The sequence below is a fragment of the Afipia birgiae 34632 genome, from assembly GCF_000308295.2.
In the GTDB taxonomy this organism is placed as follows: Bacteria; Pseudomonadota; Alphaproteobacteria; order Rhizobiales; family Xanthobacteraceae; genus Afipia; species Afipia birgiae.
Window position 1 is genome coordinate 215,671 of record NZ_HG326655.1, and the last position, 23,314, is coordinate 238,984.

Consider the following 23,314-nt stretch of genomic DNA (forward strand, 5'->3'; position numbering starts at 1 on the left):
TTGGTTCCGGCGTCCCGCGCGCGACCAGCTGTTTGTATCCGTCGTTGCAAGGCCGGTTCACGCCACTGCAGCGGAACATTGGAAGCGCGAGACGGTTAGCGGTCCCTGAAGCCGTGCATGACAGTAGGCCCGGCACAAATTGAGGACTTTGATCATGTCTCTTGGCACCATTCTGATCATTATTTTGATCCTTATCCTGCTCGGCGTCATTCCAAGCTGGGGCCACAGCGCAAACTGGGGTTACGGCCCGTCGGGGATCGTCGGTACCATCCTGGTAATCGTGGTGATCTTGCTGCTGCTCGGCAGAATCTGACATGCCCGACGTGCGCCGGGAGGTGCGCGACAGGATTCGTCCGGCGAAGTCTTCGCCGGACGAGCAGGAAGACCAGCAGCCTCCAGCTATTGGACAGTCAGAGATCGTCGCCCTTTCTCTGGTCGCGCTGCTCATCATCAGCGTGGTCGCGGTGCTATATGTCGCGCGGGCTTTCTTCCTCCCGACGGTGACGGCGCTTGTGATCGGCACCATGCTGTCTCCGGCCGCAAAATTTTTCGAACGCTATGGGATTCCGCGTTCAGTCTCGGCGGTCCTGATCGTCTCGGCGACCTGCGCCGGACTGGCGTTCATGGTGGCGCTGATTTCCGCGCCGGTGATGGAATGGACCACGCGGCTGCCGGAGCTTCAGTCGTCGCTCAAGGACAAATTCCACATCTTCGACCGGCCGATGGCGCTCTGGCATCAGATGCAGAGTCTGTTCGGCGGCACACCCGCAGAAACCGGCTTCCCCCTGCCGAAGATCGAATGGGTCCAGCCGACGCTCGAATTTTTGTCGCCGACATTCACGGAGATCCTGCTGTTCTTCGCCGTCCTCGTGCTCTTCATCGCAAGCTGGCCGGATCTGCGCCGTGCGCTCGTTCTGAACTTCACCGGACACGACTCGCGGCTGCGCGCCCTGCGCATCCTGAACGCAATCGAGAGCAATCTCGGCGGCTATCTCCTGACGGTGACGCTGATCAATATGGGGCTCGGCGTCGCCACCGGATTGATCTGCGCCGCCACCGGAATGCCGAATCCCGCCGGCCTCGGCGCGCTTGCCGCGACCCTGAACTACATTCCGATTATCGGCCCCATTGTCACGTTCGTGGTGCTTGCGGCGGTTGGCATCGTCACGGCATCGACCCTCGGCGGAGGACTTGTTGCGGCGACCGGCTTTGCCATTGTGGCTTTCATCGAAGGCCACTTCATCACGCCGACGATCATCGGGCGGCGGCTCGCGCTGAATGCGCTCGCGGTGTTTGTCGCACTGGCTTTCTGGACATGGCTGTGGGGACCGATGGGCGCCTTTCTGTCATCGCCGATCCTGATTGTCGGCCTGGTCATCAAGGAGCACTTGATGCCGGTCAAGGACACCCAGCTGCCCGCCGACTAATCAGCAATGGAACCTTCGTCGGAACCGTGCGTTTTCGCACGGAGCAATGCGGCACTCGGGAGTTTTTAGATGTCTAGCACCGATGGTGAAGACGCGATGAGAACCATGACGGATAAAGTCACATATGAACGCCTTCAGAAGGATGTAGACGCCGTGAAAAACGATATCTCAGCACTCGCAGACCAGATTTCGGATGTCATTGAGGCCTTCAAGGGTGACGCGCGTAAACAGGCCCGGCGAACCTACAAGCAGGCCCGCGCCAATGTGGACTCCATGATGTCCGACGCCGGCAAGCGCGGCAGCGAGGCGCTGGACGCCGCGCAGGACTATGCCGGGACGCTGGAGGAATCGCTCGAAGACGCCATCACACAGCGTCCCCTCGCCGCTGTCGGCCTCGCCGTCGGGCTCGGCTTTCTGATTGGCGTGACCTGGCGCAGGTGACATGAATTTTCAGCGTCCCGCCGGCAATGCCGGTGGGGCTTTCGCGCCATTTTGTTGACGGATACTGATCGGATTTTCGATGCTTCAGAAGTTCATGGATGACTTTCGCGAAAGCACCGGGAGCGCGTTGCGGCTGACATCTCTGGCGATCGCCGTCGCGGTATTGCTGTTCATCACGACCTCGTTCGTGTGCGCCGCAGCCTTCGTTTTCGTGTTGCAGAAATACGGACTTCTGCAGGCCTGCCTCGCTGGTGCCGGCGTGTTCTTCGTGGCGACGATGCTGGCGGCGATCTCCTATGCCGTGCGAAAGCGGCAAATCCGCAAGAGGCCGGTTGAGGCGGCCAAATCCACCATGCAGACCGCCCTGAGCGATCCGATGGTGCTGGCCGCAGGGCTGCAGATCGTCCGGACGATCGGGCTAAAACGCATCATTCCCCTGGTCGCCATCGGTGGCATTGCGCTGGGCTTGATGGCAAGCCGCCGCCAGACCGAAGAGGAGCCCGGAGAATAACGGCTTGTCGCCGACCTGAATGCCGTCAAAAGGGAGCGCCAACTGGCGCTCTCTTTCTTTGATGGTCGAGAAGGATCAGGTCACGCAGCGGCCCGGCGCCAGCTGCTTTGCTACAGCCGTCAGAACGCTCACCACGGGCTCGCAAGCCACTGGACGTGCGCCTGCGGACGAACCCTTGCCGGTGCCGGTGGTCAATGCCGGTGCCTTACGCTGTGCGTCTGCGGCATCGCCCGACGGCAGCCGGACCATGACCGAGGAATCCGAGGATCCCGGCACCTTGAATGAAATCGTGACGCCGCCGGAAGGCGACACCGACAGTTCGCGATCACCCTTCGCCGAACGATCGACGTTGACTGCGATGGGTTCAACGCGCGCCGGACTTGTCATCGTCGCGTCACCACGAGCCGGACCGAGCAGGTCGTTTCCTGCCGATACTTCCAGATGCACGGCACCCAGTGCCAGCACCCCTGCCACCACTCCGAGAGTTCCAGAAGCCAGGTAGGACATCTGCCGCCTCTACACGTTGCCATGCCGCATAATTGCGGCTCGGCAAAACAACGTGACTCGCTCGGCTTTCGTTCCGGGCGGGAGGTAGCGAAGGCTGAAGAAAAATTCGATTCGGCTGGGAACATTGTCGTGATGTGTGCGTCGTATCCAAAGCCGGTCAAATCCCCCTGCCCCTAATCGACCGGCTTATGGGGGTGTAGCCGTGGTGATGCCGGCTGCACCCCTTCTCTTTGTCTTCGCCTTGTCCTTGTACACGACGCATGAAAAAGCCGGAGCGCGATCCTCGCACTCCGGCTTTGTTGTTGCATCCCACGTGACGGCGCCCGCTCAGGACGCCGCGGCCCTTGGCCGGCTCTTGGAATTGCGCTGGAAGAACAGCGCCTGGCTTGCCACCGCCGACACCATGGCCGGCTGGAAAGGCTTCGATATCAGGAAGGCGGGTTCAGGACGCTCGCCGGTCAGGAACCGCTCGGGGTAGGCGGTGATGAACACCACCGGCACCTCGAACGACTTGAGCAGTTCGTTCACGGCATCAAGACCCGAACTGCCATCCGCAAGCTGGATGTCCGCCAGGATCAGACCCGGCCTTTTCGACTTCGCCAAGGCTATCGCATCGGTGTGGGTCCGCGCCACGCCGATCACATTGTGACCGAGGTTTTTGACCAGACTTTCAAGATCCATCGCGATGAAGGTCTCGTCCTCGATGATGAGAACATCGGTCGCGATCTCGGCGGCCAGTTCGCGTCCGGCGGTGTCCGCCAATTCACGAACATGTGTCACATCCGTATCCAGGATGTGAGCGACCTCGTCCTCCGAGAAGCCTTCAAGCGACAGCAGCAGGAACGCCTGACGCGCCAGTGCGGTCAGGCTCGACAGCCGTTGCTCGGACGCAACCGGTGCAGCCCCCTTATCGGTCGTCTCATTGAGAGACACCGAATTCCAGATTTGAGTGAAAAGCCTGAACAACCCCACGCGCGGCCCGTGCTTTTCCTCAAGCAGCGAGGGATCTTGAAGCAAGGCTTCAAGCATGGCCGCCACATAGGCATCGCCCGATGCCTGACTTCCGGTGAGCGCGCGGGCATAGCGCCGCAACAGTGGCAGATGTTCAGCGACGAGCTGAGAACGAGACATACCCCCTCCAATCAATCATCATTTGCTATGGACCGGATTTCCTTTGGACCGGTAACGCGACCCGGCGACCGCCGGTTCCCCGCTTCGGATTATCTACGTCTTAACAGGGGAAAAGTTCCTTCCGGCTGGAACTTTAAGCCGCCGGCCCCGTTTACGACGTGATCAATGGGCTGAAAGGCTTCGGAAAGAACTAAAATTCCAGTGTTTCCAGCTAATTAGCTCCATGGGGAAAAAACGGATCGGGCCAATGAAAGATTCAAAGCCTCCACAAAACAGGGCATCCACCGGCGCCGGCAAGCAAGGTGGCCTCAATGCCGAAATTCAATCCCGTATCGGGCACCAGTTGCGCGCGATGTACGACGATGTCGTGCGTCAGGGCGTGCCGGACCGTTTTGCCGATCTGATCCGCCAGCTTGATTCCCAGGAAGCGGCAGCCCAGATCGCTGGAGACCCGCCAAAAGACGGGAGGGACTAATGCCTCTCACCGACTCACTTCGCGACGACATTCTCGCGACCGTGCCAAGCCTGCGCGCGTTCGCTATCTCCCTTAGCGGCAATGCCGACCGCGCGGACGATCTCGTGCAGGAAACGCTGTTGCGCGCGCTTGCGCACATCGATTCCTTCCAGCCGGGATCCAATCTGCCGGCGTGGCTGTTCACGATCCTGCGCAATCTCTTCCGCTCGGACTATCGCAAGCGGCGGCGGGAGGTTGAAGACGCCGATGGCAGCTACGCCAAGACGCTCAAGTCGCAGCCTGCCCAGAGCGCTCATCTCGAGTTCGAAGAGTTTCGAACCGCGCTCGACAAGCTGCCGCAGGATCAGCGCGAAGCGCTCATCCTCGTGGGTGCCTCGGGCTTCTCGTATGAAGATGCCGCGGCGATCTGCGGATGCGCGGTCGGCACCATCAAGAGCCGCGTCAATCGCGCACGGTCGAAATTGAGCGCCTTGCTCTATGTCGACGGTGCCGAAGACTTCGGACCGGATAACACAATCCGCGCCGTGATCGGCGGAGGTGGCGGCTAGGCCGCCATCTCTGAAACACGAACGAATCTCAGGACTTCCAGGCGCACGAAGAAACGCGGCCACTCGCAAGTGGTCGCGTTCTTCTGTTGATCAATTCAGGCCGCCGAAGGCCCAGATCAAAACCAAGACGGGAATGGGAATCCCGAGCAGCCACACCAACAGATAGCGTCCCATTATGATGACTTTCCCTTGCGTGACAGCATCTGCTGCTCAATTCATCGCCGGAAAGTTTGTTCCTCGATCTGCCCGGATCAGCGCTTCTTGACCGGCGCACCGATTCGTTCGGTGCGATCCATTTCGGTCTCGTCCACCACCGTCGCCATCGGAGCCGTCAGTTCGTAGACGTAGCTAACGTCGGTGAAATATCGCTTCGACGTGCCGCCCAGCGCTTCGGGAGCAACGCGATCCAGCAACACGATTCCGAATTCGCTGTCGGCCCGGCGGGTCGCCGCACTGGTGTTGAATTCTTCCCAGCGGAAATGAAAAACGGCGTCCGGCTGTTCGCTCACGCTCCATTCCGCGACGATATGCGGGTGCTTGCCGACCAGCGACAGGCCCTCATCGGCGTGAGACGCCAGCTCGAAAAACAGCAGCGACAGGCTCTGCGCCGCGCGCGCGCTGACAGTGACGTCAGGCCCGCTCAGCGCGATCCGGTCCGCGTGGGGAATCGCCCGCGGTTCGAACAGGCCCTTGAGCTTGACGCCCTGCCACTGGCTTTCGCTGAGCAGCGACACGACATGCGACATGGCATGAATACGGCCGATCAGGAGGTCGCGAGCGATGTCGATATCCGCGCCATGACGCATCGTCCGCGTCACGATCGACTGGATGACGGCCAGAATATTCTTCACGCGATGATTGAGTTCGTCGATGACGGCGGTCAGCCGGCGCTCGAAATCGATACGGGTCTGGATTTCGCGGCTGAGGCGAATGTTGTTGTAGGACACATATCCGAACAGGCCGCAGAGAATGAGGGTCAGCGCCACACCGATCAGCGTCACGATGCCGGCGATCTCCTGCGCCCGTGCTGCGGGGTTGGTCTTGGCGTAATAAATCAGCGTCCAGTCCCGTGCGCCGAATGAAACGACGCGCAACAGCGGCGGATTGTCAGCGTCCAGCAGCAGCGGAACGGATGTCACGTTGCCTTCGGCATCGGAGGTCAGGTTATCCGATGCGTTGCGCGGATCGCGCAGCGCCACCGAGAACAGTGACAGATCGTCATTGGTGAGCATCAAGGGCGCCAACCGGTAGGAAATCGTCAGAAAGCCCGCCACGCTGGCGCCGGTGTCCGTCCGCACCGGCGACGCCAGCACGATGCCCATGGGGCCGCCGACACGCAGCAGCACGAAGGGGTCGGACGACACCGGCCTGCCCTCCTCCACCGCACGATTGAGCATGGGCATGATTACCGGGTGATTGTTCAGCACGCGGCCGACGAACGCCCTGGTTTCATCGTTCTGCGGCTCGACATCCATTATGGCCGTCACCGGATCAGGCACCGCAGCCGGATTCAACGGCGTATCATCGACGTTCCGGAGCACCGGATTGGGGAAACCGGCAACCTTCAGCTCGTTCTGCGCACGACCGAAATCGGCGCGCGGAACGCGAGCCACCCAGCTTGCGACGAGAAAATCGGTCTTGAAGGCATAGATCGACGACCGCAACGGCTGCAGTGCATTGGCCATGTTGACCGAGGGCGAGCGAAACAACCCGACCGCGACCCGGGCCAGCAGTTCACGCTCGCTCAGCCGCTCCTGAACCAGACTGGCATGAGTGTCGACCGAGCGCGCCAGATCGATCCGGGCGATCGATAGTTCCTGATCGTAGACCTTCATGGCCGCAAGACCGGAGACCAGCACTCCGATGATCGCCATCAGCCCGATGATGAGACCCAGCCGGAGCACGCACTTACTCGAAAGCGATAGGGGATGAAAATGAACTCGGGCCAGTGAGGCTGGCCCGGCGGAAATGGTTGTCGTACGCGGATACCGAACTGGTCGTCATGAATACTCTGCTGCTGCCGGATCGCCGGTCAACCCGCCGGCACGGCCCGAGAATGTGTCGCGAATGGATTAATGTAAGTGCTGCCAGATGGTTCCAGCGACCGGAAAATATACCTGTCGGCCGTCATGGTAAATCCGGCGCCACCTCCCCGCGTATCGCCGCGTCGACAGGCCGGCTAGGCCACCATGACCAGACCGAGGACCACCACGACGATCCCAATCAGAATCGCGCCAAGAAAGACGCCGCTATAGTCTCTGCCGGGGGCTATGACGAGTGACCGTTTCATGCAGGGCTAACACCCCTGCCCCCACGAGCGTTCCTGACAATATCAATGCAGCATGACGTAGCGGCTGTGCAGGAACGCCGGGTGTTCCTTTAGTTAACCCTCTCCGGAACCGATGCCTGAAGGCCACCCTTCGCCTCAATGAAGCGGATAATCCGATCGAGCCCCTCACTCTTCTTCAGGTTGGTCATGACGAATGGCCGCTCGCCGCGCATCCGCTTCGCATCGGTGTCCATTTTTTCGAGCGATGCCCCCACATACGGCGCCAGATCGATCTTGTTGATCACCAGCAGATCTGACCGCGTAATGCCGGGCCCGCCCTTGGAGGGGATCTTGTCGCCGGCTGCGACGTCGATCACGTAGATTGTCAGATCCGCCAGTTCCGGCGAGAAGGTCGCCGCCAGATTGTCACCGCCGGATTCGATCAGCACCAGATCGAGATCGGGAAACTTGACCCGCATGTCGGCCACCGCCGCGAGATTCATCGAGGCATCCTCGCGGATCGCCGTGTGCGGGCAACCGCCCGTCTCCACACCCGCAATGCGATCCGGCGTCAGCGAACCCGAACGGACCAGAAACTCCGCATCCCATTTTGTGTAGATGTCGTTGGTGATGGCCGCGATCTCGTAGCGTTCGCGCATCGACTTGCAGAGCAGATCCATCAGGGCCGTCTTGCCGGACCCGACCGGACCGCCGATGCCGACGCGAAGCGGGCCGTTCATGCTGGTGCTCATGGCAGAACCTCTCTCAAGACCGAAACAGCCGGGTGTACTGCGCTTCATGACGCATGCTGGCGATATCGGCGCGAAACGTCGCGCTCGCCAGATCATCCAGCGATGCATCGAACGATTTTTCGGCCGTCGCCGCGATCACGGACTCAAGGGCGGCCAGCACGCGCTGGCTGTCGGTCTGTCCCAGCGGAATGAGCCGCACGCTGGCCGAAATCCAGTTCGATGTCGTCGCGTGCAGAAAGGCATGGAGCGTCAGGGCAGGTGGAATGCGATGCCCCGCCGCGAGCACGCCGACGGCGACGGGATAGGCAACCGGCCCGGCGACATGCGATGCTAGGAGGTCGAGCGCCTCGCAATTCCAGGCTGAGCGGGCGATTTCGACAAAGGCACGGCCCTGCGCGGTGGTTTCGAGATGCCGCTCGCGCGACGGCACGAACGCCGCCGCGAGTTCGGCGACATCGTTCAGCATCGGCCCGTCCATCGCGGACGCAGCCCGGTAGGCGTGGCAAAGCAATATGCCGTCGCAGAAGCCCGCGCCCTCCAACAACATGGCCGCTAGCCATTGCTGTAACGTCGTCATGTCGGCGATGTCACCGGCCTCGACGGCCCACTCGATGCCGCTGGAATAGGAGAACGAGCCGACCGGAAACGACGGCGACAGCCACGTCATCAGCCGAAACAGCGCAGCCGATTCTTCTGCCTCGGACGCAAGGCCGCCCTGACCGTGATCATTTGTGCTCAAGAGCATGGGAATGACCGTGATGATGATCGTGGTCGTGCTTGCCGTGATCATGCGCATGATCGTGATGCTTGTGATCGTGACCGTGCTCGGTGTGACCATGATCATGTTTGCCATGATCGTGGTCGCCGTGCTTGTGACTGCCATGATCGTCGTGATCATGCGCGGCATGGCCGCCGCCAGCGTAGGCGCCGCCCTCGGGATCGAACGGGGCTTCGATGACGATCACGCGTGCGCCGAGGCCGCGCACCATGTCTTCGATCACATGATCGCGGCGGATGCGAAGACCCTTGCCGACGATCTGCGTCGGCAGATGCCGGTTGCCGAGGTGCCAGGCGATCCGCACGAGATGGTGCGGATCGGTGCCGCGAATTTCCACCAGCGGTTCGGGCGCAGCGACCACCTCGATCAGCCGCCCGTCTTCCAACACCAGCGCATCGCCGCCGCGGAGCGCGACGGCCTCCTGCAAGTCGAGCAGGAATTCCAGCCCGTGCGTGCCGGTCATCGCCATCCGCCGCCGGTGCCGGTCGTCGAAGCCGAGGACCACCGTATCGGCGGCGGCCTCGGTCCAGCGAACCTGCGGGAACACCTGCGTCGCGCGGATCATGACGTGAGCTTCTGCACTTCGCCGCCAATAATGACTTCGATATTGGTCGGCGATGCCTTGAACGATCCCGAGAGCGTGCGCCACGCTTTCAGGTGCGGCGTGAGACGATGCGCCGCGAGGTGATCATGACTTTCCCACCGTTCGACAAACACAAACGTATCGGGGTCGGACACGCTGCCGTGAAGATCATAGGCAATACAGCCCGGCTCCTTGCGCGTCTCGGCGATGCAGTCCTTTGCACCGGCGACATAGGCGGCACGGTGTTCAGGCTTCACCTTGGTGGTGGCGACGACGTAGATCATCGGACCTCCACATTCGCCGGCGTGATAACCTCGATCTTCGGCGGCGCGGCGAGGCAATTCACAACGACACGCCCGAACGTCTTCATGTGCTCGGCCTTGCGGTGCGGCACGAGCGCTTCGGCGTTTTCCCACTGCTCGACGAACACCAGCTTGGTGGGGTCGGTCACGCTCTCATGCAGATCGTAAGCGATGTTTCCAGTTTCCTTGCGGGTCTCGGCGATGCAGGCTTTCGCCGCGGCAATCATGTCCGCACGCGTCTCAGGCTTGATGGTCAAAGTCGCAACAACGTAAATCAAGGCATCCTCCCAGCGTTTTTCTTGATGTCGGGTGGACCCTAGTACATGAAATACCGCTGCGCCATGGGCAGCACCTCCGCGGGTGCGCAGGTCAGCAATTCGCCATCGGCGCGCACCTCGTAGGTTTCGGGATCGACCTCGATGTTTGGCGTTGCGCCGTTGTGAATCATGCTTTTCTTCGAGATTCGGTCGCGGGTGTTTGAAACAGCGTACAGCTTCTTGTCGATGCCCAGCTTTTTAGCGAGCCCGCCCGTAATAGCTGCCTTGGACGTGAACACCACCGACGACGCGGTCAGCGACTTGCCGTAGGCCGCGAACATTGGCTGGTAGTGCACCGGCTGCGGCGTTGGGATCGACGCGTTCGGATCGCCCATCGGGGCTGCTACGATGGAGCCGCCCTTGACGATGAGATCCGGCTTCACGCCAAAGAATGCCGGCGACCACAGCACGAGGTCGGCCATCTTGCCCTTCTCGACCGAGCCGATCAGCTTCGAGACACCATGCGTGATCGCCGGATTGATGGTGTATTTCGCAATATAACGCTTCACACGGAAGTTGTCGTTGTCCTTACCCTTGTCTTCCGGCAGCGAGCCGCGCTGCTTTTTCATCTTGTCGGCAGTCTGCCATGTACGGATGATGACCTCGCCGAGACGGCCCATCGCCTGACTGTCCGACGACAACATCGACAGCGCGCCGAGATCGTGAAGGATGTCTTCCGCCGCAATGGTTTCCTTGCGGATGCGGCTTTCGGCAAACGCCAGATCTTCCGCGATCGACGGATCGAGATGGTGACAAACCATCAGCATGTCGAGATGTTCGTCGATGGTATTGCGCGTGAATGGCCGCGTCGGATTGGTCGACGACGGCAGCACGTTTTTCAGGCCTGCGACCCTGATGATGTCCGGCGCATGGCCGCCACCCGCACCTTCGGTGTGGAAAGCGTGAATGGTGCGGCCCTTGAAGGCCTTGATGGTGTCTTCGACGAAGCCGGACTCGTTCAGCGTGTCGGAGTGCAACATCACCTGAATGTCATAGTCGTCAGCGACCGAAAGACAGTTGTCGATCGCGGCCGGCGTGGTGCCCCAATCCTCGTGCAGCTTGAGCGCGCAGGCACCAGCCTTGATCATCTCCACCAGCGCGGCAGGACGCGAGGCATTGCCTTTGCCCGAAATGCCGAGATTGACCGGAAACGCGTCGAACGACTGGATCATCCGCGCCATGTGCCACGGTCCCGGCGTGCATGTGGTCGCGAACGTGCCATGCGACGGGCCGGTGCCGCCGCCCAGCATCGAGGTGACGCCGGACATCAGTGCGTGTTCGATCTGCTGCGGGCAGATGAAATGGATGTGGCTGTCGAAGCCCCCGGCAGTGAGGATCTTGCCTTCGCCCGCGATGATGTCGGTGCCGGGACCGATCACGATAGTCACGCCGGGCTGGATGTCGGGGTTGCCAGCCTTGCCGATGGCGGAGATATAGCCTTCCTTGATCGCCACGTCGGCCTTGACGATCCCCCAGTGGTCGACGACCAGCGCGTTGGTAATGACAGTGTCCGCCGCGCCCTGCCGATTGGTGACCTGTGACTGGCCCATGCCGTCGCGGATCACCTTGCCGCCGCCGAACTTCACCTCCTCGCCGTAGACGGTGAAGTCCTTTTCGATCTCGATGATCAAATCCGTATCGGCAAGGCGCACGCGGTCGCCGGTGGTCGGACCGAACATGTCCGCATAGACAGAACGGGAAATTCTGGTGGCCATGACTAATCTTTCGGTGACTGATCTTTCAGTATGACTTGCCGTCGAATTTCTTCACGCTCAGGGAATCGATATCGACGTCGTCGAGACAACGGACGTTGACCGCGACCATCTCGGCTCCATTCGGGGCCTTGCCGTTTGCGAAGGACTCGACCCCGCACGTCGCACAAAAGCGATGCTGAATGACGCCCTTGTTGAATTTGTACAGGGTCGTCGCATCTTCACCCGACAGCAGCTTGAAGTTCTCCGCCGGAACGAAGGTCAGGAGCGTTCCCAGTTTGCCGCAACGCGAGCAGTTGCACGCGATGACATCGCCAATCTCGCCGGACATCTCATAACGGACCTTGCCGCATTGGCAGCCACCGACATACGTCTGCATCATAGTTTTCCCATCACGTCGCCGCGAAACCCATAGATCGTGCGCTTGCCTGCCACCGCAACAAGGTTGACCTCGCGCGTCTGTCCCGGCTCGAAGCGCACCGCGGTGCCGGCAGCAATGTCGAGCCGCATGCCGCGTGCTTTCTTCCGTTCAAACTTCAGCGCCGGATTGGTTTCAAAGAAATGATAGTGTGAACCGACCTGAATGGGCCGATCGCCGGTATTCGCCACCGTCAGGGTCACGGTCTTGCGACCCTTGTTGAGTTCAATATCGCCGTCCTTGATGAAGAGTTCACCGGGGATCATGGTTTGTCCTCACTGCCGGGATCATCCTCGGCCTCGTTCAATTTCAATTCGTAGTCTTCGATCAGCTTCCAAAGGCGATCACTATCGATCTTTCCACTAAGATCCCAAAGCGGCGCTGCGAGCGGATGAGTTTGATATTCGATCAACGCTGCATGTCCCTGGTTCTGCCATTCGCTCGACGGCCCCATCAATGCAATAGCAGACCTGACGACGCTCGCAGCCTCCGGCGCACCTATAATCACCAACGCTTCCGGAACGAGTTGAGCGTCACCGGGAAACCAGTTCGAGAAGAATTGGGACAAGCCACCGTTGTACCATTCATTGTAAAAGTGCTCTGCAGTCGCCAATACATCGTCGGGGCTTTCAAGACCGAACATCACCGGATCGTCGATGGCTTTTTTCATGCCCACACCCGTTCATCTGATCGGCTCATGCACTGTCACCAGCTTCGTCCCGTCGGGAAATGTCGCCTCGACCTGAATGTCGTGGATCATCTCGGCGATGCCATCCATGCACTGCTCACGCGTGATGACTTCCGCGCTGGCCTTCATCAGCTCGGCCACGGTGCGGCCGTCGCGCGCGCCTTCAACGATGAAATCCGAGATGATCGCGATAGCTTCCGGGTGATTGAGCTTGACGCCGCGCTCGAGACGACGCCGCGCGACGATCGCCGCCATCGAAACGAGGAGCTTATCTTTTTCACGGGGGGACAAATTCATGCGTTCAGTACCCGATCAGCAAGTTGAGCTTAGTTGAGCCAGAGTCTCGGAAAGCCCGAGAGACTCACACATCCGAGAACTTTCATCATATCGGCGCGGAGCTTTGCTGCATCTTGTGCGCAGAAGCGCGCCATTGCAAATCCGTTCCATGCCGAGACACCGACCTCCGCACCAAATGCACCGGACATCTCGCGTATGCGCTCAACGATGGATTCGTCACCCGGCACAATCAGCGCCGTGCCGATGGCGACGCCACCGTTCGCCACTGCGCGGCTGGCGAGCTTCGCGGCAATGTCGCCATTGAGCCGAATGGTTTCGGCAAAGGCGAGCTTGCCGCCGATCCGGAGGCGCCAGCGGTCGACAAAGCTTCCGCGGGTCATCCGTTCGCCCATCGCCGCGCGCCCGAACACAACGATTTCGCACAGCAAAAGCGCGGCATCCTGCGCAAGATCGATATCAATCTTCCGCGCCACGCGGGCCTGATCGAACAGGATGGTTTCCTGCGGCAGCCAGGCAAGCCGCGCTTCGGCGCCAGCGCGCAGCGCAATATTGACCCAGGCATCGGGCCCATGGGAGCGATAAACCTTCTCAGCAGCGGCCGTGGTCACGGTCAGATGCGCGCCTGCGTCCGCCGCGATATCGATGTCGAAGCGGTCGCCGCCTGCGATGCCGCCGGCGGTATTGACGAAGACGGCGGAAAGTCCCTGCTGCTCCGGCGAAGGAAACCGCACGCGCAAGGAGCCGGCTTCATGCAGTCCACGCCGCCGCGTCGCGCCGTCCTTCACATGCACATCAAATTTGACTGCACCAACCGCCCGGTTGGCCGCGAAAATCTCCGCCGGCGACGATATGGTTCTGCTCTGCATCAGCCTGCCAGTTCAGTTCAGACCATTCGATCCCGTCACAGCGCCATCTGGCGGCTGATCTCCGCGGGATCGAGATTGCTGCGGTCGCAAGTGTATTTAACCGCCCCGCGATCCATGACCGCAAAATTGTCGCCGAGCTCGCAGGCGAAGTCGAGATACTGTTCGACCAGAACGATGGCCATGGTGCCCAAGCTGCGCAGATAGGAAATGGCGCGGCCGATATCCTTGATGATGGACGGCTGGATTCCCTCGGTCGGCTCGTCCAGCAGCAGGAGCTTCGGCCGCATCACCAGGGCACGGCCAATGGCGAGCTGCTGTTGCTGCCCGCCGGACAGGTCGCCGCCACGGCGCCCGAGCATTGTCTGCAGAACAGGAAACAGCGAAAAGACATCGTCGGGAATGGTCCGGTCGTCGCGCTTCAGCGGTGCAAAGCCGGTCTTGAGGTTTTCCTCGACCGTCAGCAATGGAAAGATCTCGCGGCCCTGAGGAACGAGCGAGATGCCCTTGCGCGCACGCTCATAAGGCTTCAGGCCTCCGATGTCGGCTCCGTCGAACGTAATCGAACCGTCTTTGATCGGATACTGCCCGACCATGGCGCGCAACAAACTGGTTTTTCCGACTCCGTTACGCCCCAGCACGCAGGTGACCTTGCCGGGTTCGGCCCCCAGCGAGACGCCGCGCAGCGCCTGCGCCGCGCCGTAATAGAGTGTGATGTTTTTTACATCCAGCATTTGTCTTACTTTCTGCGCATGATCTCGCCCGAAAACCGGCGATCACCTTTCGGGATCATGCGCTAACGTCCCAAATACACTTCGATGACACGCTCATTGGACGACACCTGATCGAGCGTGCCCTCCGCGAGAACCGAACCTTCATGCAGGCATGTGACGCGGACGCCCAGTTCGCGCACGAACGTCATGTCGTGTTCAACGACGACCACCGTCTTCTCCTTGTTGATCTCCTTCAGAAGTTCAGCGGTCTGATGCGTCTCGACATCGGTCATGCCAGCCACCGGTTCGTCGACCAGCAGCAGCTTCGGGTCCTGCGCCAGCAGCATGCCGATTTCGAGCCATTGCTTCTGTCCGTGCGACAGCGCGCCAGCGAGACGATAGCGTGAATCCTTCAGACGGATCGTCTCCAGCACCTGCTCAATGCGCTCGCTCTCGTCCGGTGTCTCGCGCCAGAACAGCGTACCGCGCACGCGATGATCCACATTCAGCGCCAGCAGCAGGTTGTCTTCGACGGTCTGGCTCTCGAACACCGTCGGCTTCTGGAATTTGCGACCGATGCCGAGTTCGGCGATCTGGGTTTCATCGAGCCGTGTCAGATCGACAATGCCGTCGAACAGCACATCGCCCTCGTCCGGCTTGGTCTTGCCGGTGATGATGTCCATCATTGTGGTCTTGCCTGCGCCGTTAGGGCCGATGATGGCGCGCATCTCGCCCGGCGCGATGGTCAGCGACAGGTTGTTGATGGCGTGGAAGCCGTCGAATGACACATGCACACCGTCGAGATAGAGCATGGCCGAAGTGGCGCGGGTATCCATGACATTCATGTGCCTTACTCCGCGGGACCTGGTTTGAGGCCGGGCTTGGTGACGCCGTCTTCCGCCGCCGCACTCGCCTCATCCGCCGCAAGCTGCTCCTGCCGGCCAGCCCACCAATCCTTGACGGTGCCGACGATGCCCTTGGGCAGCAGCAGCGTCACCAGAATGAACAGTGCGCCCAACATAAACAGCCAGTACGGCGCGAGGACGCCGGACGTGAACACGGTCTTGGCGTAGTTGACGACGATGGCGCCGAGTGCCGCGCCGATCAGCGTACCGCGTCCACCGACCGCGACCCAGATCACCGCCTCGATGGAATTGGCCGGCGCGAATTCACCGGGATTGATAATGCCGACCTGCGGGACATACAGCGCACCGGCCACGCCCGCCATACAGGCCGACAGCGTAAACACAAACAGCTTGTAGTTCTCGACGCGGTAGCCAAGGAACCGCGTGCGGGACTCCGCATCGCGGATCGCGATCAGCACCTTGCCGAGCTTCGAGGTCACGATGGCGCGGCAGATCAGGAACGCCACAGCCAGCGCGAGGCATGACAGGACAAACAGCGCTGCGCGCGTCCCCTGCGCCTGCACATTGAAGCCGAGAATATCCTTGAAGTCGGTCAGGCCGTTGTTGCCGCCAAAGCCGAAGTCGTTGCGGAAAAAAGCCAGCAGCAGCGCATAGGTCATCGCCTGCGTGATGATGGAGAGGTACACGCCGGTGACGCGGGAGCGGAATGCGAGCCAGCCAAAGCAGAAGGCCAAGAGTCCCGGCACCAGCAGCACCATCAGCGCCGCGAACCAGAACATGTCGAAGCCGTACCAGTACCACGGCAGCGCCTTGTAGTTCAGGAACACCATGAAGTCCGGTAGCACCGGATTGCCATAGACTCCGCGCGAGCCGATCTGCCGCATCAGATACATGCCCATGGCGTAACCGCCGAGCGCGAAGAACGCGCCGTGGCCGAGCGAGAGAATACCGCAATAGCCCCAGATCAGATCGATCGAAAGCGCGAGAATGGCGTAGCAGAGATACTTGCCGAACAGCGCCATCAGGTAGGTCGGCACCTGCAACGGCGACGCGGCTGGCAGCAGCAGGTTGGACAACGGCACGAGAACGCCGACCGCCGCAACGATCAGCAGGAAGATCGTCGCGCTCTTGTTGAGCGAGCGGGTGAGAACATACGGCGTCATGCTTCCACCGACCGGCCCTTGAGCGCGAACAGACCGCGCGGCCGCTTCTGGATAAACAGGATGATCAGCACCAGAATGGCGATCTTACCAAGCACCGCACCCGCGACAGGCTCGAGGAACTTGTTCGCCATGCCGAGTGTCAGCGCGCCGACCAGCGTGCCCCAGAGATTTCCGACGCCGCCGAACACCACCACCATGAACGAGTCGATGATGTAGCTTTGGCCGAGATTGGGGCTGACGTTATCGATCTGCGACAGCGCCACGCCCGCAATGCCCGCGATGCCGGAGCCGAGACCGAAGGTCAGCGCATCGACCCGCGAGGTCGCGATGCCCATCGACGCCGCCATGCGGCGGTTCTGGGTGACGGCGCGCATCTCAAGCCCGAGGCTGGTGAAGCGCAGCATGCCGAGCAGAATGAAGAACACCGCGATGGTGAACACGACGATCCAGAGCCGATTGTAGGTGATCGTCATCTGGCCGATCTCGAACGCGCCGCTCATCCAGGACGGATTGCCGACTTCGCGATTGGTCGGCCCGAACATGGTCCGCACCGCCTGCTGAAGAACCAGCGACAGTCCCCATGTCGCGAGCAGGGTCTCCAACGGTCGGCCGTAAAGAAACCGGATGATGGTGCGCTCGATGATGACGCCGATAATCCCCGCCACGAGGAAAGCCAGCGGCACCGCGATCAGCAGCGAGTAGTCGAACAGGCCCGGATAACTTGTGCGGATCACTTCCTGCACCACGAAGGTGACGTAAGCGCCGATCATCACCATCTCGCCATGCGCCATGTTGATGACGCCCATCACACCGAAGGTAATGGCAAGGCCGATCGCGGCCAGCAGCAGCACCGAGCCGAGAGACAGGCCGTACCATGCGTTCTGCGCAGTCGCCCAGATCGCAAGCTTGCTCTGAATCGAACTGATCGCGGCGGCAGAGGTGCGCCCAAGCGCCGACGACGGATCGAACGACAAGCCGGTTAGCAGGGCCAGCGCTTCCTGATCGCCGCGCTCGCGGATCACCGAGATCGCGTCAAGTTTGTCGGCTTCGGAGGCCTTCGCGTCGAACAGCACAATCGCAGCTTTGGCTTCGGCAAATGCGCGCCTTGCTCCGCTGTTGGTCTCCTTCTGCAAGGCGCCTTCGATCACCGGCAGGAACGCCGTATCGTGGCTTTTGAAAACCGATTGCGCGGCCTGAATGCGCCTGGCGGGGTCCGGCGACAACAGCGTCAGTCCGCCGAGTGCGGCCTCAACCGTGCGACGCAGGCGATTGTTGAGGCGCACGGCGACCGCACCGGACGGCGCAGTCGCAGCCTCGCCAGTCGCGGCGTCGGTGATCCTGCCACTCTTGTCCTTGACAAAGACCTTCTTGCTTTGCGGATCGGCCAACAGACGGCCCTCCTGAAGGGCGTCGATGATCGGAAACGCCAGCGGATTGCCGCTTGTCGCGAGCGCTCCGACAGCGGCCTCGGTATCGGAAAATGAATCGTTGGCGAATTGCGTGACGGCGTCTTCAAAGGGACCAGCCAGCACTGGCACGCCCGAGACGATAGTGAATATTAGCGCAATAGCCGCCGCACGGCAGCGACAAAGGAATAAGGAAAACACGTGACAACCCCGGCAGAGGTAAGAGGAAGGCGGCGACTGCCGCCGCCTTCCGATCGTTTCAGGTCAGAGCGTGGTGCATCCTGGATGCGTCACGCCGCGTGACAAGGTCAGGATCCCTGACCGCCGCACTTGTTGGTCTTGGTGTTAAAGTTGCCGCACTTCTTGCCGACCCAGTCACCAATCAGGTCCTTGGAGCCATCAAGCTCCTTCGACCAGGCATCGCCTGCAACGAGGCCAGGCGTCTTCCACACCACGTCGAACTGGCCATCGCCTTTGATTTCGCCGATGAACACAGGCTTGGTGATGTGATGGTTCGGAAGCATTTCCGATACGCCGCCTGTGAGGTTCTTGGCCTTGGTGCCGGGAAGAGCATCGATCACCTTGTCGGCGTCAACCGCACCGGCCTTCTCGACAGCCTTCACCCACATGTCGAAGCCGATCACGTGCGCTTCCATAGGATCGTTGGTCACGCGCTTCGGATTCTTGGTGTAGGCCTGCCAGGCCTTGATGAAAGCATCGTTCTCGGGCGTCTTGATCGACTGGAAGTAGTTCCAGGCGGCGAGATGGCCGAGCAGCGGCTTGGTGTCGATGCCGGCGAGTTCTTCTTCGCCGACCGAGAACGCAACGACCGGAATGTCGGTCGCCTTGATGCCCTGGTTGCCAAGCTCCTTGTAGAACGGAACGTTGGCGTCGCCGTTGATGGTCGAGACCACCGCCGTCTTCTTGCCAGCCGAACCGAACTTCTTGATGTCGGCCACGATCGTTTGCCAGTCACTATGACCAAACGGCGTGTAGTTGATCATGATATCTTCGGCCTTGACGCCCTTCGACTTCAGATAGGCTTCAAGTATTTTGTTGGTGGTGCGCGGATAGACGTAGTCGGTGCCGGCCAGAACCCAGCGCTGCACCTTCTCTTCCTTGGCGAGATAGTCGACCGCAGGAATCGCCTGCTGGTTCGGCGCCGCACCCGTGTAGAACACGTTGCGCTCGCTCTCTTCACCCTCGTACTGCACCGGGTAGAACAGGATCGAGTTCAGTTCCTTGAACACCGGGAGCACGGACTTGCGCGACACCGAGGTCCAGCAGCCGAACACCACGGAGACCTTGTCCTTGGTGATCAGTTCGCGGGCCTTTTCCGCGAACAGCGGCCAGTTCGACGCCGGATCGACAACGACGGCCTCGAGCTTCTTGCCGAGAACGCCGCCCTTCTTGTTTTGCTCATCGATAAGGAAAAGCACCGTATCCTTCAGCGTGGTTTCGCTGATGGCCATTGTTCCGGAAAGCGAATGAAGGACGCCGACCTTGATGGTCTCCTGCGCCTTTGCCCCGCCGACCGTGGCGAGACCCAAAAAAAGACCTGCAGTTGCGGCCAGCCATTTACGGCGGCTGAACGGTGCAACTGCAACGCTGCTGAAATGCGTAGTCATGCGATGTCATCTCCCTGACGCAGACGTGAAACGCTCTGCGACGGCCCACCGGCCGCCGGCGTTAAGGGAATCGCAAGAACTATGCCATGGCGCTAAATTACGTAACTATCTGATATCAAATAAGAAAATTACAATGACCCTTAAAGTGTATTTTCGCTGCCTCGCAGTTAAGCAGCCAAGCTGATGCTCTCTTTGGCATTTGCACAAAAAGTGAGCACAAAATATTGGCTGGCTAAAATTGATGCATGTCTGCGAGATCAGAATCCACCGGCCCGCCGTGGCCTCGCGACCTGTCCGTGGTTCATCCAAACGGATTTCACCTTGAAAGCGCCGTGTTCCTGTTCCATACGGTGCGCACGACCTTGAGAATCATCGGGTCTCTGCGAGCCGCGTGTACTGATCCCGTCAAACGGTTTCTGGCTTGCCCCTTCAGCTAACCAAAACCGACGCCCCAGACACGCGGGTGTCTCCGACACCCGCCCGCACCCGACCTTTGTCGGGCGCGCGCCATGACTCATAGAAAGATACCCTTTTGACCTCCTTCCAGGATTTCGGCCTTGCCGATCCAATCTCGCGTGCTCTTAAAGAAGAAAATTACGTCACGCCCACCCCCATCCAGGCTCAAACCATTCCCATCGCGATCACCGGCCGTGACGTGATCGGCATTGCGCAAACCGGAACCGGCAAGACCGCGTCGTTCGCGCTTCCGATCCTGCATCGCCTGATGGAAAACCGCATCAAGCCGCAGCCGAAAACCTGCCGCGTGCTGGTGCTGAGCCCAACCCGCGAACTGTCCGGCCAAATCCTCGAAAGCTTCAATGCCTACGGCCGGCACATCCGCCTGACCTCGGCGCTGGCGATCGGCGGCGTCCCGATGGGCCGTCAGGTCCGTTCCGTCATGCAGGGCATTGATGTCATGGTGGCGACACCCGGACGTCTGCTCGACATGGTCCAGGGCAATGCCCTGAAACTCGGACAGGTCGAATTTCTGGTGCTCGACGAAGCCGACCGCATGCTCGACATGGGTTTCATCAACGACATCCGCAAAATCGTCGCCAAGCTTCCGGCGAAGCGTCAGACCCTGTTCTTCTCGGCCACCATGCCGAAGGACATCGCCGACCTCGCCGAACAGATGCTGCATAACCCCGCCCGCGTTGCGGTGACGCCGGTGGCCTCCACGGTGGAGCGCATCACCCAGAAAGTGCTGCAGGTCGACCACTCGGCGAAGCCCGCCATTCTGGCGCAGATTCTCAAGTCCGAACCCGTCAATCGCGCCCTCGTCTTCACCCGCACCAAGCATGGCGCCGACAAGGTCGTGAAGGGTCTGGTCAAGGCAGGCATCCCCGCCGAAGCCATTCACGGCAACAAGTCCCAGAACCACCGCGAGCGCGTGCTGGCGGCGTTCCGCACCGGCGACATCCGCACGCTGGTGGCCACCGACATCGCCGCCCGTGGCATCGACGTCGACGGCATCAGCCATGTCATCAACTTCGACCTGACCAATGTTCCGGAAACCTACGTCCACCGCATCGGCCGCACCGCGCGCGCCGGGGCGGACGGCACCGCGATTTCGCTGGTGGCCGGCGGCGAGGAGCTTGGCTATCTGCGCGACATCGAAAAGCTGATCCGCGTTACCCTGCCGAAGGAGGATCGCCGCACGCCGGGACATCAGCAACGCCCTGCCGCGGCCGCTCCCGCCCAGCATCGTCAGGCTCGTTCCGGAGGCCATGGGCATAACCCGCGTTCGAACGACGGGGCGCCCGGATCGCAGGGTCCGCGCCGCCGCCGCCGTCCCGGCGGGGGCATGCCGCAGTCCGACCGGCACGAAGCTGGCCGTCATGAGCAATCTCGGCCATCGCAAAATGCCAAGGGTGAGGGTATTCAGGGGGTCGCTTTCCTGCACCGTGAAAGCCGCCCGGCGCAGAACCAACCCAAGCGCAACCAGCGCCCACAGCGCTCGTAGTCGGATTATTGGATACGTAATTAGAGGACTTGGAGACCCCTATGGCCAAAGAAGAGTTGATCCAGTTCGAAGGGCTGGTGACCGAAATTCTTCCCGATGCGCGTTATCGCGTCCAGCTTGATGCCGGACACGAAATCGTCGCCTACACCGCCGGGAAGATGAAGAAAAACCGCATCAAGACATTGGCGGGTGACCGGGTGACCATCGAAATGTCACCCTACGATCTCGAAAAGGGCCGCCTGATTTTCCGGCACAAGGACGAGCGCGCCGGCAGCGGTCCTCCCCGCGGGACCCCGCCGCGCGGCCAATTCCGCCGCAGGTAACAGCCTCCCCACATCACGGGATCGCGCACGTCATGCGCGATCCTGCTCACATTCGGCACGTCGCGCGGGTATCAAAAATCCGCGCACGTCAGGATTGTTTTAGGGGCCATTTTCACTTAATATCCGCTGATCGATCTTCGGCCGGACGACATAGCTATCCACCGGTACAGCCGGTTTAGACGCTGACGACCTCATCCAAATTTCGATCTCACCAGCCCATTTAGACGTGGGCTTTGACTATATCTATCTTGAGAAGGACTACCTGCGTGAGCATGGGAACAGTGAAGTGGTTCAACGCGACTAAGGGTTACGGTTTCATTCAGCCTGACGACGGCGGCAACGACGTATTCGTTCACATCAGCGCCGTCGAGCGCGCTGGTCTGGGAACGCTGCGCGAAGGCCAGAAGATCAGCTACGAAATCGTCGCCGATCGCCGTTCGGGCAAGTCGTCGGCCGACAATCTCCGCGCCGCCGGTTAACTGAAATTTTCGCAGCTCACGCTGCAAGGAATTTCAAGGACCGACTTAAAAAATCAAAAGGCCGTGCGGATCGCACGGCCTTTTTTTGTTACACGCTTATATTTTGACGCCAGATGTCGAGCGAAGAGCCGACCAGGCAATCCGGCGATCAACTGGTGTAGTCGACCTTGGCGGATTGGCGAGGTCGCGTGAAAGTTTGCTCAGACAGCGGGATGACGGCCGTACCCATGACATAACCGGTGATTGGTGTGAAGTTGTAGGTGACCTCGCTCCAGATCAACTGCGTGTTCGCGACAAGAAGATTGGGCGGAATCCGCGACGTGACAACCATATCCGTGGGAGTATCCGTATCATCGGCGACGTTGGCAACGCCGCTGGTCACGCTGGCTACTTTACTCCAGGCAACCTTTGCCTTCTGCGTTGCATCGATGTTGACCGCAGTAATTTTCTGCTTCAGCGTCGTCGACGTAACGGTGTAAGGCGTCATGACAACAGCGCCCAGCGCGAAGTAATTTTCGAGGTCCGCATCCTTCACCTGCGTCGCTTGCGAGACAAGATCGGATATCGTGCGCGCGGCAATTGTCACCTTGCGGTCGACTGCTACAGCGCTCGACGTATCGATCATCCCGAACAGAAGCACCAGCATCAGCGGCACGATGAACGCGAATTCCACCGCTGCCACACCCCGTTTATCTCGCACAAAGCGAGCAACGAACTGCCGGCTGCGATACACGATCCGTGATGTCCTGATCAT

Annotated in this window: 29 protein-coding genes; 9 read left to right on the forward strand and 20 right to left on the reverse strand. The window is 60.6% G+C overall.

What is annotated here, in order from left to right; genetic code table 11:
- Positions 1-154: 154 nt before the first annotated feature.
- The 4 genes from BN32_RS26550 (at position 155) to BN32_RS24070 (ending at position 2,379) form a co-directional block, all read left to right on the forward strand.
- A complete protein-coding gene (locus tag BN32_RS26550) occupies positions 155-313 on the forward strand; it encodes a DUF3309 family protein (RefSeq protein ID WP_019199906.1) in 159 nt (52 codons plus the stop codon).
- A gap of 1 nt (position 314) precedes the next feature.
- Positions 315-1,427, forward strand: a complete 1,113-nt coding sequence (locus tag BN32_RS24060) for an AI-2E family transporter (RefSeq protein ID WP_019199905.1) — start codon at positions 315-317, stop codon at positions 1,425-1,427.
- Positions 1,428-1,496: 69 nt separating this feature from the next.
- Positions 1,497-1,868, forward strand: a complete 372-nt coding sequence (locus BN32_RS24065) for an ElaB/YgaM/YqjD family protein (protein ID WP_051488589.1) — start codon at positions 1,497-1,499, stop codon at positions 1,866-1,868.
- A gap of 79 nt (positions 1,869-1,947) precedes the next feature.
- Positions 1,948-2,379: a hypothetical protein gene (locus BN32_RS24070; protein WP_019199903.1), complete on the forward strand. Its 432-nt coding sequence runs from the start codon at positions 1,948-1,950 to the stop codon at positions 2,377-2,379.
- 75 nt (positions 2,380-2,454) lie between these two features.
- Here the strand turns inward: BN32_RS24070 and BN32_RS24075 are convergent, their stop codons facing one another.
- Together BN32_RS24075 and BN32_RS24080 are read right to left on the reverse strand one after the other, a co-directional pair.
- Positions 2,455-2,886 carry a hypothetical protein gene (locus BN32_RS24075; protein WP_019199902.1) on the reverse strand — a complete coding sequence of 144 codons (432 nt, stop codon included), beginning with the start codon at positions 2,884-2,886 and terminating at the stop codon, positions 2,455-2,457.
- A 327-nt stretch (positions 2,887-3,213) separates the two neighbouring features.
- Entirely contained in the window at positions 3,214-4,017 is an 804-nt protein-coding gene (locus BN32_RS24080; protein ID WP_019199901.1) for a response regulator, read from the reverse strand.
- Between the two features lie 247 nt (positions 4,018-4,264).
- Between BN32_RS24080 and BN32_RS24085 the strand changes: the two genes are divergently transcribed.
- Both BN32_RS24085 and BN32_RS24090 read left to right on the forward strand, forming a co-directional pair.
- Positions 4,265-4,492 (forward strand): NepR family anti-sigma factor, encoded by a 228-nt coding sequence (locus BN32_RS24085; RefSeq protein ID WP_040427679.1) that lies wholly within the window; start codon positions 4,265-4,267, stop codon positions 4,490-4,492.
- Positions 4,492-5,040 carry a sigma-70 family RNA polymerase sigma factor gene (locus BN32_RS24090; RefSeq protein ID WP_019199899.1) on the forward strand — a complete coding sequence of 183 codons (549 nt, stop codon included), beginning with the start codon at positions 4,492-4,494 and terminating at the stop codon, positions 5,038-5,040. The genes BN32_RS24085 and BN32_RS24090 overlap by 1 nt, the downstream gene beginning before the upstream one ends.
- 251 nt (positions 5,041-5,291) lie before the next feature.
- On the opposite strand, the gene BN32_RS24095 is transcribed toward BN32_RS24090, so the two are convergent.
- The 17 genes from BN32_RS24095 to urtA form a co-directional block, all read right to left on the reverse strand.
- On the reverse strand, positions 5,292-6,944 hold the full coding sequence (locus BN32_RS24095; protein WP_019199897.1) for a CHASE domain-containing protein: 1,653 nt from the start codon (positions 6,942-6,944) through the stop codon (positions 5,292-5,294).
- Between the two features lie 475 nt (positions 6,945-7,419).
- Positions 7,420-8,061, reverse strand: a complete 642-nt coding sequence (gene ureG / locus BN32_RS24100) for an urease accessory protein UreG (RefSeq protein WP_019199895.1) — start codon at positions 8,059-8,061, stop codon at positions 7,420-7,422.
- A gap of 13 nt (positions 8,062-8,074) precedes the next feature.
- Positions 8,075-8,857, reverse strand: a complete 783-nt coding sequence (locus BN32_RS24105) for an urease accessory protein UreF (RefSeq protein ID WP_430641983.1) — start codon at positions 8,855-8,857, stop codon at positions 8,075-8,077.
- Complete coding sequence (locus BN32_RS24110) at positions 8,787-9,404, reverse strand: urease accessory protein UreE (protein WP_019199893.1); 618 nt, start codon at positions 9,402-9,404, stop codon at positions 8,787-8,789. Before BN32_RS24110 ends, BN32_RS24105 begins: the two co-directional genes overlap by 71 nt.
- Complete coding sequence (locus BN32_RS24115; protein ID WP_019199892.1) at positions 9,401-9,706, reverse strand: putative quinol monooxygenase; 306 nt, start codon at positions 9,704-9,706, stop codon at positions 9,401-9,403. The genes BN32_RS24110 and BN32_RS24115 overlap by 4 nt, the downstream gene beginning before the upstream one ends.
- On the reverse strand, positions 9,703-10,002 hold the full coding sequence (locus tag BN32_RS24120; RefSeq protein WP_019199891.1) for a putative quinol monooxygenase: 300 nt from the start codon (positions 10,000-10,002) through the stop codon (positions 9,703-9,705). The genes BN32_RS24115 and BN32_RS24120 overlap by 4 nt, the downstream gene beginning before the upstream one ends.
- Before the next feature lie 38 nt (positions 10,003-10,040).
- Positions 10,041-11,756 carry an urease subunit alpha gene (gene ureC, locus BN32_RS24125; RefSeq protein ID WP_019199890.1) on the reverse strand — a complete coding sequence of 572 codons (1,716 nt, stop codon included), beginning with the start codon at positions 11,754-11,756 and terminating at the stop codon, positions 10,041-10,043.
- 25 nt (positions 11,757-11,781) lie between these two features.
- Positions 11,782-12,135: a GFA family protein gene (locus tag BN32_RS24130; RefSeq protein ID WP_019199889.1), complete on the reverse strand. Its 354-nt coding sequence runs from the start codon at positions 12,133-12,135 to the stop codon at positions 11,782-11,784.
- The gene (locus tag BN32_RS24135; protein ID WP_019199888.1) at positions 12,132-12,437 is read right to left on the reverse strand and encodes an urease subunit beta; all 306 of its coding nucleotides are present in this window, start codon (positions 12,435-12,437) and stop codon (positions 12,132-12,134) included. The genes BN32_RS24130 and BN32_RS24135 overlap by 4 nt, the downstream gene beginning before the upstream one ends.
- Entirely contained in the window at positions 12,434-12,841 is a 408-nt protein-coding gene (locus BN32_RS24140; protein WP_019199887.1) for a DMP19 family protein, read from the reverse strand. Before BN32_RS24140 ends, BN32_RS24135 begins: the two co-directional genes overlap by 4 nt.
- Before the next feature lie 12 nt (positions 12,842-12,853).
- Entirely contained in the window at positions 12,854-13,156 is a 303-nt protein-coding gene (locus BN32_RS24145; RefSeq protein ID WP_040427564.1) for an urease subunit gamma, read from the reverse strand.
- Between the two features lie 29 nt (positions 13,157-13,185).
- Positions 13,186-14,022: an urease accessory protein UreD gene (locus tag BN32_RS24150; RefSeq protein WP_019199885.1), complete on the reverse strand. Its 837-nt coding sequence runs from the start codon at positions 14,020-14,022 to the stop codon at positions 13,186-13,188.
- A gap of 35 nt (positions 14,023-14,057) precedes the next feature.
- Positions 14,058-14,753: an urea ABC transporter ATP-binding subunit UrtE gene (gene urtE / locus BN32_RS24155; RefSeq protein ID WP_019199884.1), complete on the reverse strand. Its 696-nt coding sequence runs from the start codon at positions 14,751-14,753 to the stop codon at positions 14,058-14,060.
- Between the two features lie 62 nt (positions 14,754-14,815).
- Complete coding sequence (urtD, locus tag BN32_RS24160) at positions 14,816-15,577, reverse strand: urea ABC transporter ATP-binding protein UrtD (protein ID WP_040427566.1); 762 nt, start codon at positions 15,575-15,577, stop codon at positions 14,816-14,818.
- A 5-nt stretch (positions 15,578-15,582) separates the two neighbouring features.
- Complete coding sequence (gene urtC / locus BN32_RS24165; RefSeq protein ID WP_019199882.1) at positions 15,583-16,761, reverse strand: urea ABC transporter permease subunit UrtC; 1,179 nt, start codon at positions 16,759-16,761, stop codon at positions 15,583-15,585.
- Positions 16,758-18,299 carry an urea ABC transporter permease subunit UrtB gene (urtB, locus tag BN32_RS24170; protein ID WP_244438277.1) on the reverse strand — a complete coding sequence of 514 codons (1,542 nt, stop codon included), beginning with the start codon at positions 18,297-18,299 and terminating at the stop codon, positions 16,758-16,760. The genes urtC and urtB overlap by 4 nt, the downstream gene beginning before the upstream one ends.
- Before the next feature lie 176 nt (positions 18,300-18,475).
- The gene (urtA, locus tag BN32_RS24175) at positions 18,476-19,795 is read right to left on the reverse strand and encodes an urea ABC transporter substrate-binding protein (RefSeq protein WP_019199880.1); all 1,320 of its coding nucleotides are present in this window, start codon (positions 19,793-19,795) and stop codon (positions 18,476-18,478) included.
- Positions 19,796-20,327: 532 nt separating this feature from the next.
- Between urtA and BN32_RS24180 the strand changes: the two genes are divergently transcribed.
- The 3 genes from BN32_RS24180 to BN32_RS24190 all read left to right on the forward strand — a co-directional run bounded on the left by BN32_RS24180 (position 20,328) and on the right by BN32_RS24190 (position 22,560).
- Positions 20,328-21,758: a DEAD/DEAH box helicase gene (locus BN32_RS24180; protein ID WP_019199879.1), complete on the forward strand. Its 1,431-nt coding sequence runs from the start codon at positions 20,328-20,330 to the stop codon at positions 21,756-21,758.
- 41 nt (positions 21,759-21,799) lie between these two features.
- Positions 21,800-22,081 (forward strand): translation initiation factor IF-1, encoded by a 282-nt coding sequence (gene infA / locus BN32_RS24185; protein ID WP_019199878.1) that lies wholly within the window; start codon positions 21,800-21,802, stop codon positions 22,079-22,081.
- 266 nt (positions 22,082-22,347) lie between these two features.
- Complete coding sequence (locus tag BN32_RS24190) at positions 22,348-22,560, forward strand: cold-shock protein (RefSeq protein ID WP_002714433.1); 213 nt, start codon at positions 22,348-22,350, stop codon at positions 22,558-22,560.
- 148 nt (positions 22,561-22,708) lie between these two features.
- On the opposite strand, the gene BN32_RS24195 is transcribed toward BN32_RS24190, so the two are convergent.
- On the reverse strand, positions 22,709-23,242 hold the full coding sequence (locus BN32_RS24195) for a TadE/TadG family type IV pilus assembly protein (protein ID WP_019199877.1): 534 nt from the start codon (positions 23,240-23,242) through the stop codon (positions 22,709-22,711).
- Between the last annotated feature and the right edge of the window lie 72 nt (positions 23,243-23,314).

Coding starts and splice junctions, on each gene's coding strand:
- BN32_RS26550 (WP_019199906.1), top strand. CDS start 155: ATGTCTCTTGGCACCATTCTGATCATTATTTTGATCCTTATCCTGCTC.
- BN32_RS24060 (WP_019199905.1), top strand. CDS start 315: ATGCCCGACGTGCGCCGGGAGGTGCGCGACAGGATTCGTCCGGCGAAG.
- BN32_RS24065 (WP_051488589.1), top strand. CDS start 1,497: ATGTCTAGCACCGATGGTGAAGACGCGATGAGAACCATGACGGATAAA.
- BN32_RS24070 (WP_019199903.1), top strand. CDS start 1,948: ATGCTTCAGAAGTTCATGGATGACTTTCGCGAAAGCACCGGGAGCGCG.
- BN32_RS24075 (WP_019199902.1), bottom strand. CDS start 2,886: ATGTCCTACCTGGCTTCTGGAACTCTCGGAGTGGTGGCAGGGGTGCTG.
- BN32_RS24080 (WP_019199901.1), bottom strand. CDS start 4,017: ATGTCTCGTTCTCAGCTCGTCGCTGAACATCTGCCACTGTTGCGGCGC.
- BN32_RS24085 (WP_040427679.1), top strand. CDS start 4,265: ATGAAAGATTCAAAGCCTCCACAAAACAGGGCATCCACCGGCGCCGGC.
- BN32_RS24090 (WP_019199899.1), top strand. CDS start 4,492: ATGCCTCTCACCGACTCACTTCGCGACGACATTCTCGCGACCGTGCCA.
- ureG (WP_019199895.1), bottom strand. CDS start 8,061: ATGAGCACCAGCATGAACGGCCCGCTTCGCGTCGGCATCGGCGGTCCG.
- BN32_RS24105 (WP_430641983.1), bottom strand. CDS start 8,857: ATGCGCATGATCACGGCAAGCACGACCACGATCATCATCACGGTCATT.
- BN32_RS24110 (WP_019199893.1), bottom strand. CDS start 9,404: ATGATCCGCGCGACGCAGGTGTTCCCGCAGGTTCGCTGGACCGAGGCC.
- BN32_RS24115 (WP_019199892.1), bottom strand. CDS start 9,706: ATGATCTACGTCGTCGCCACCACCAAGGTGAAGCCTGAACACCGTGCC.
- ureC (WP_019199890.1), bottom strand. CDS start 11,756: ATGGCCACCAGAATTTCCCGTTCTGTCTATGCGGACATGTTCGGTCCG.
- BN32_RS24130 (WP_019199889.1), bottom strand. CDS start 12,135: ATGATGCAGACGTATGTCGGTGGCTGCCAATGCGGCAAGGTCCGTTAT.
- BN32_RS24135 (WP_019199888.1), bottom strand. CDS start 12,437: ATGATCCCCGGTGAACTCTTCATCAAGGACGGCGATATTGAACTCAAC.
- BN32_RS24140 (WP_019199887.1), bottom strand. CDS start 12,841: ATGAAAAAAGCCATCGACGATCCGGTGATGTTCGGTCTTGAAAGCCCC.
- BN32_RS24145 (WP_040427564.1), bottom strand. CDS start 13,156: ATGAATTTGTCCCCCCGTGAAAAAGATAAGCTCCTCGTTTCGATGGCG.
- BN32_RS24150 (WP_019199885.1), bottom strand. CDS start 14,022: ATGCAGAGCAGAACCATATCGTCGCCGGCGGAGATTTTCGCGGCCAAC.
- urtE (WP_019199884.1), bottom strand. CDS start 14,753: ATGCTGGATGTAAAAAACATCACACTCTATTACGGCGCGGCGCAGGCG.
- urtD (WP_040427566.1), bottom strand. CDS start 15,577: ATGAATGTCATGGATACCCGCGCCACTTCGGCCATGCTCTATCTCGAC.
- urtC (WP_019199882.1), bottom strand. CDS start 16,761: ATGACGCCGTATGTTCTCACCCGCTCGCTCAACAAGAGCGCGACGATC.
- urtA (WP_019199880.1), bottom strand. CDS start 19,795: ATGACTACGCATTTCAGCAGCGTTGCAGTTGCACCGTTCAGCCGCCGT.
- infA (WP_019199878.1), top strand. CDS start 21,800: ATGGCCAAAGAAGAGTTGATCCAGTTCGAAGGGCTGGTGACCGAAATT.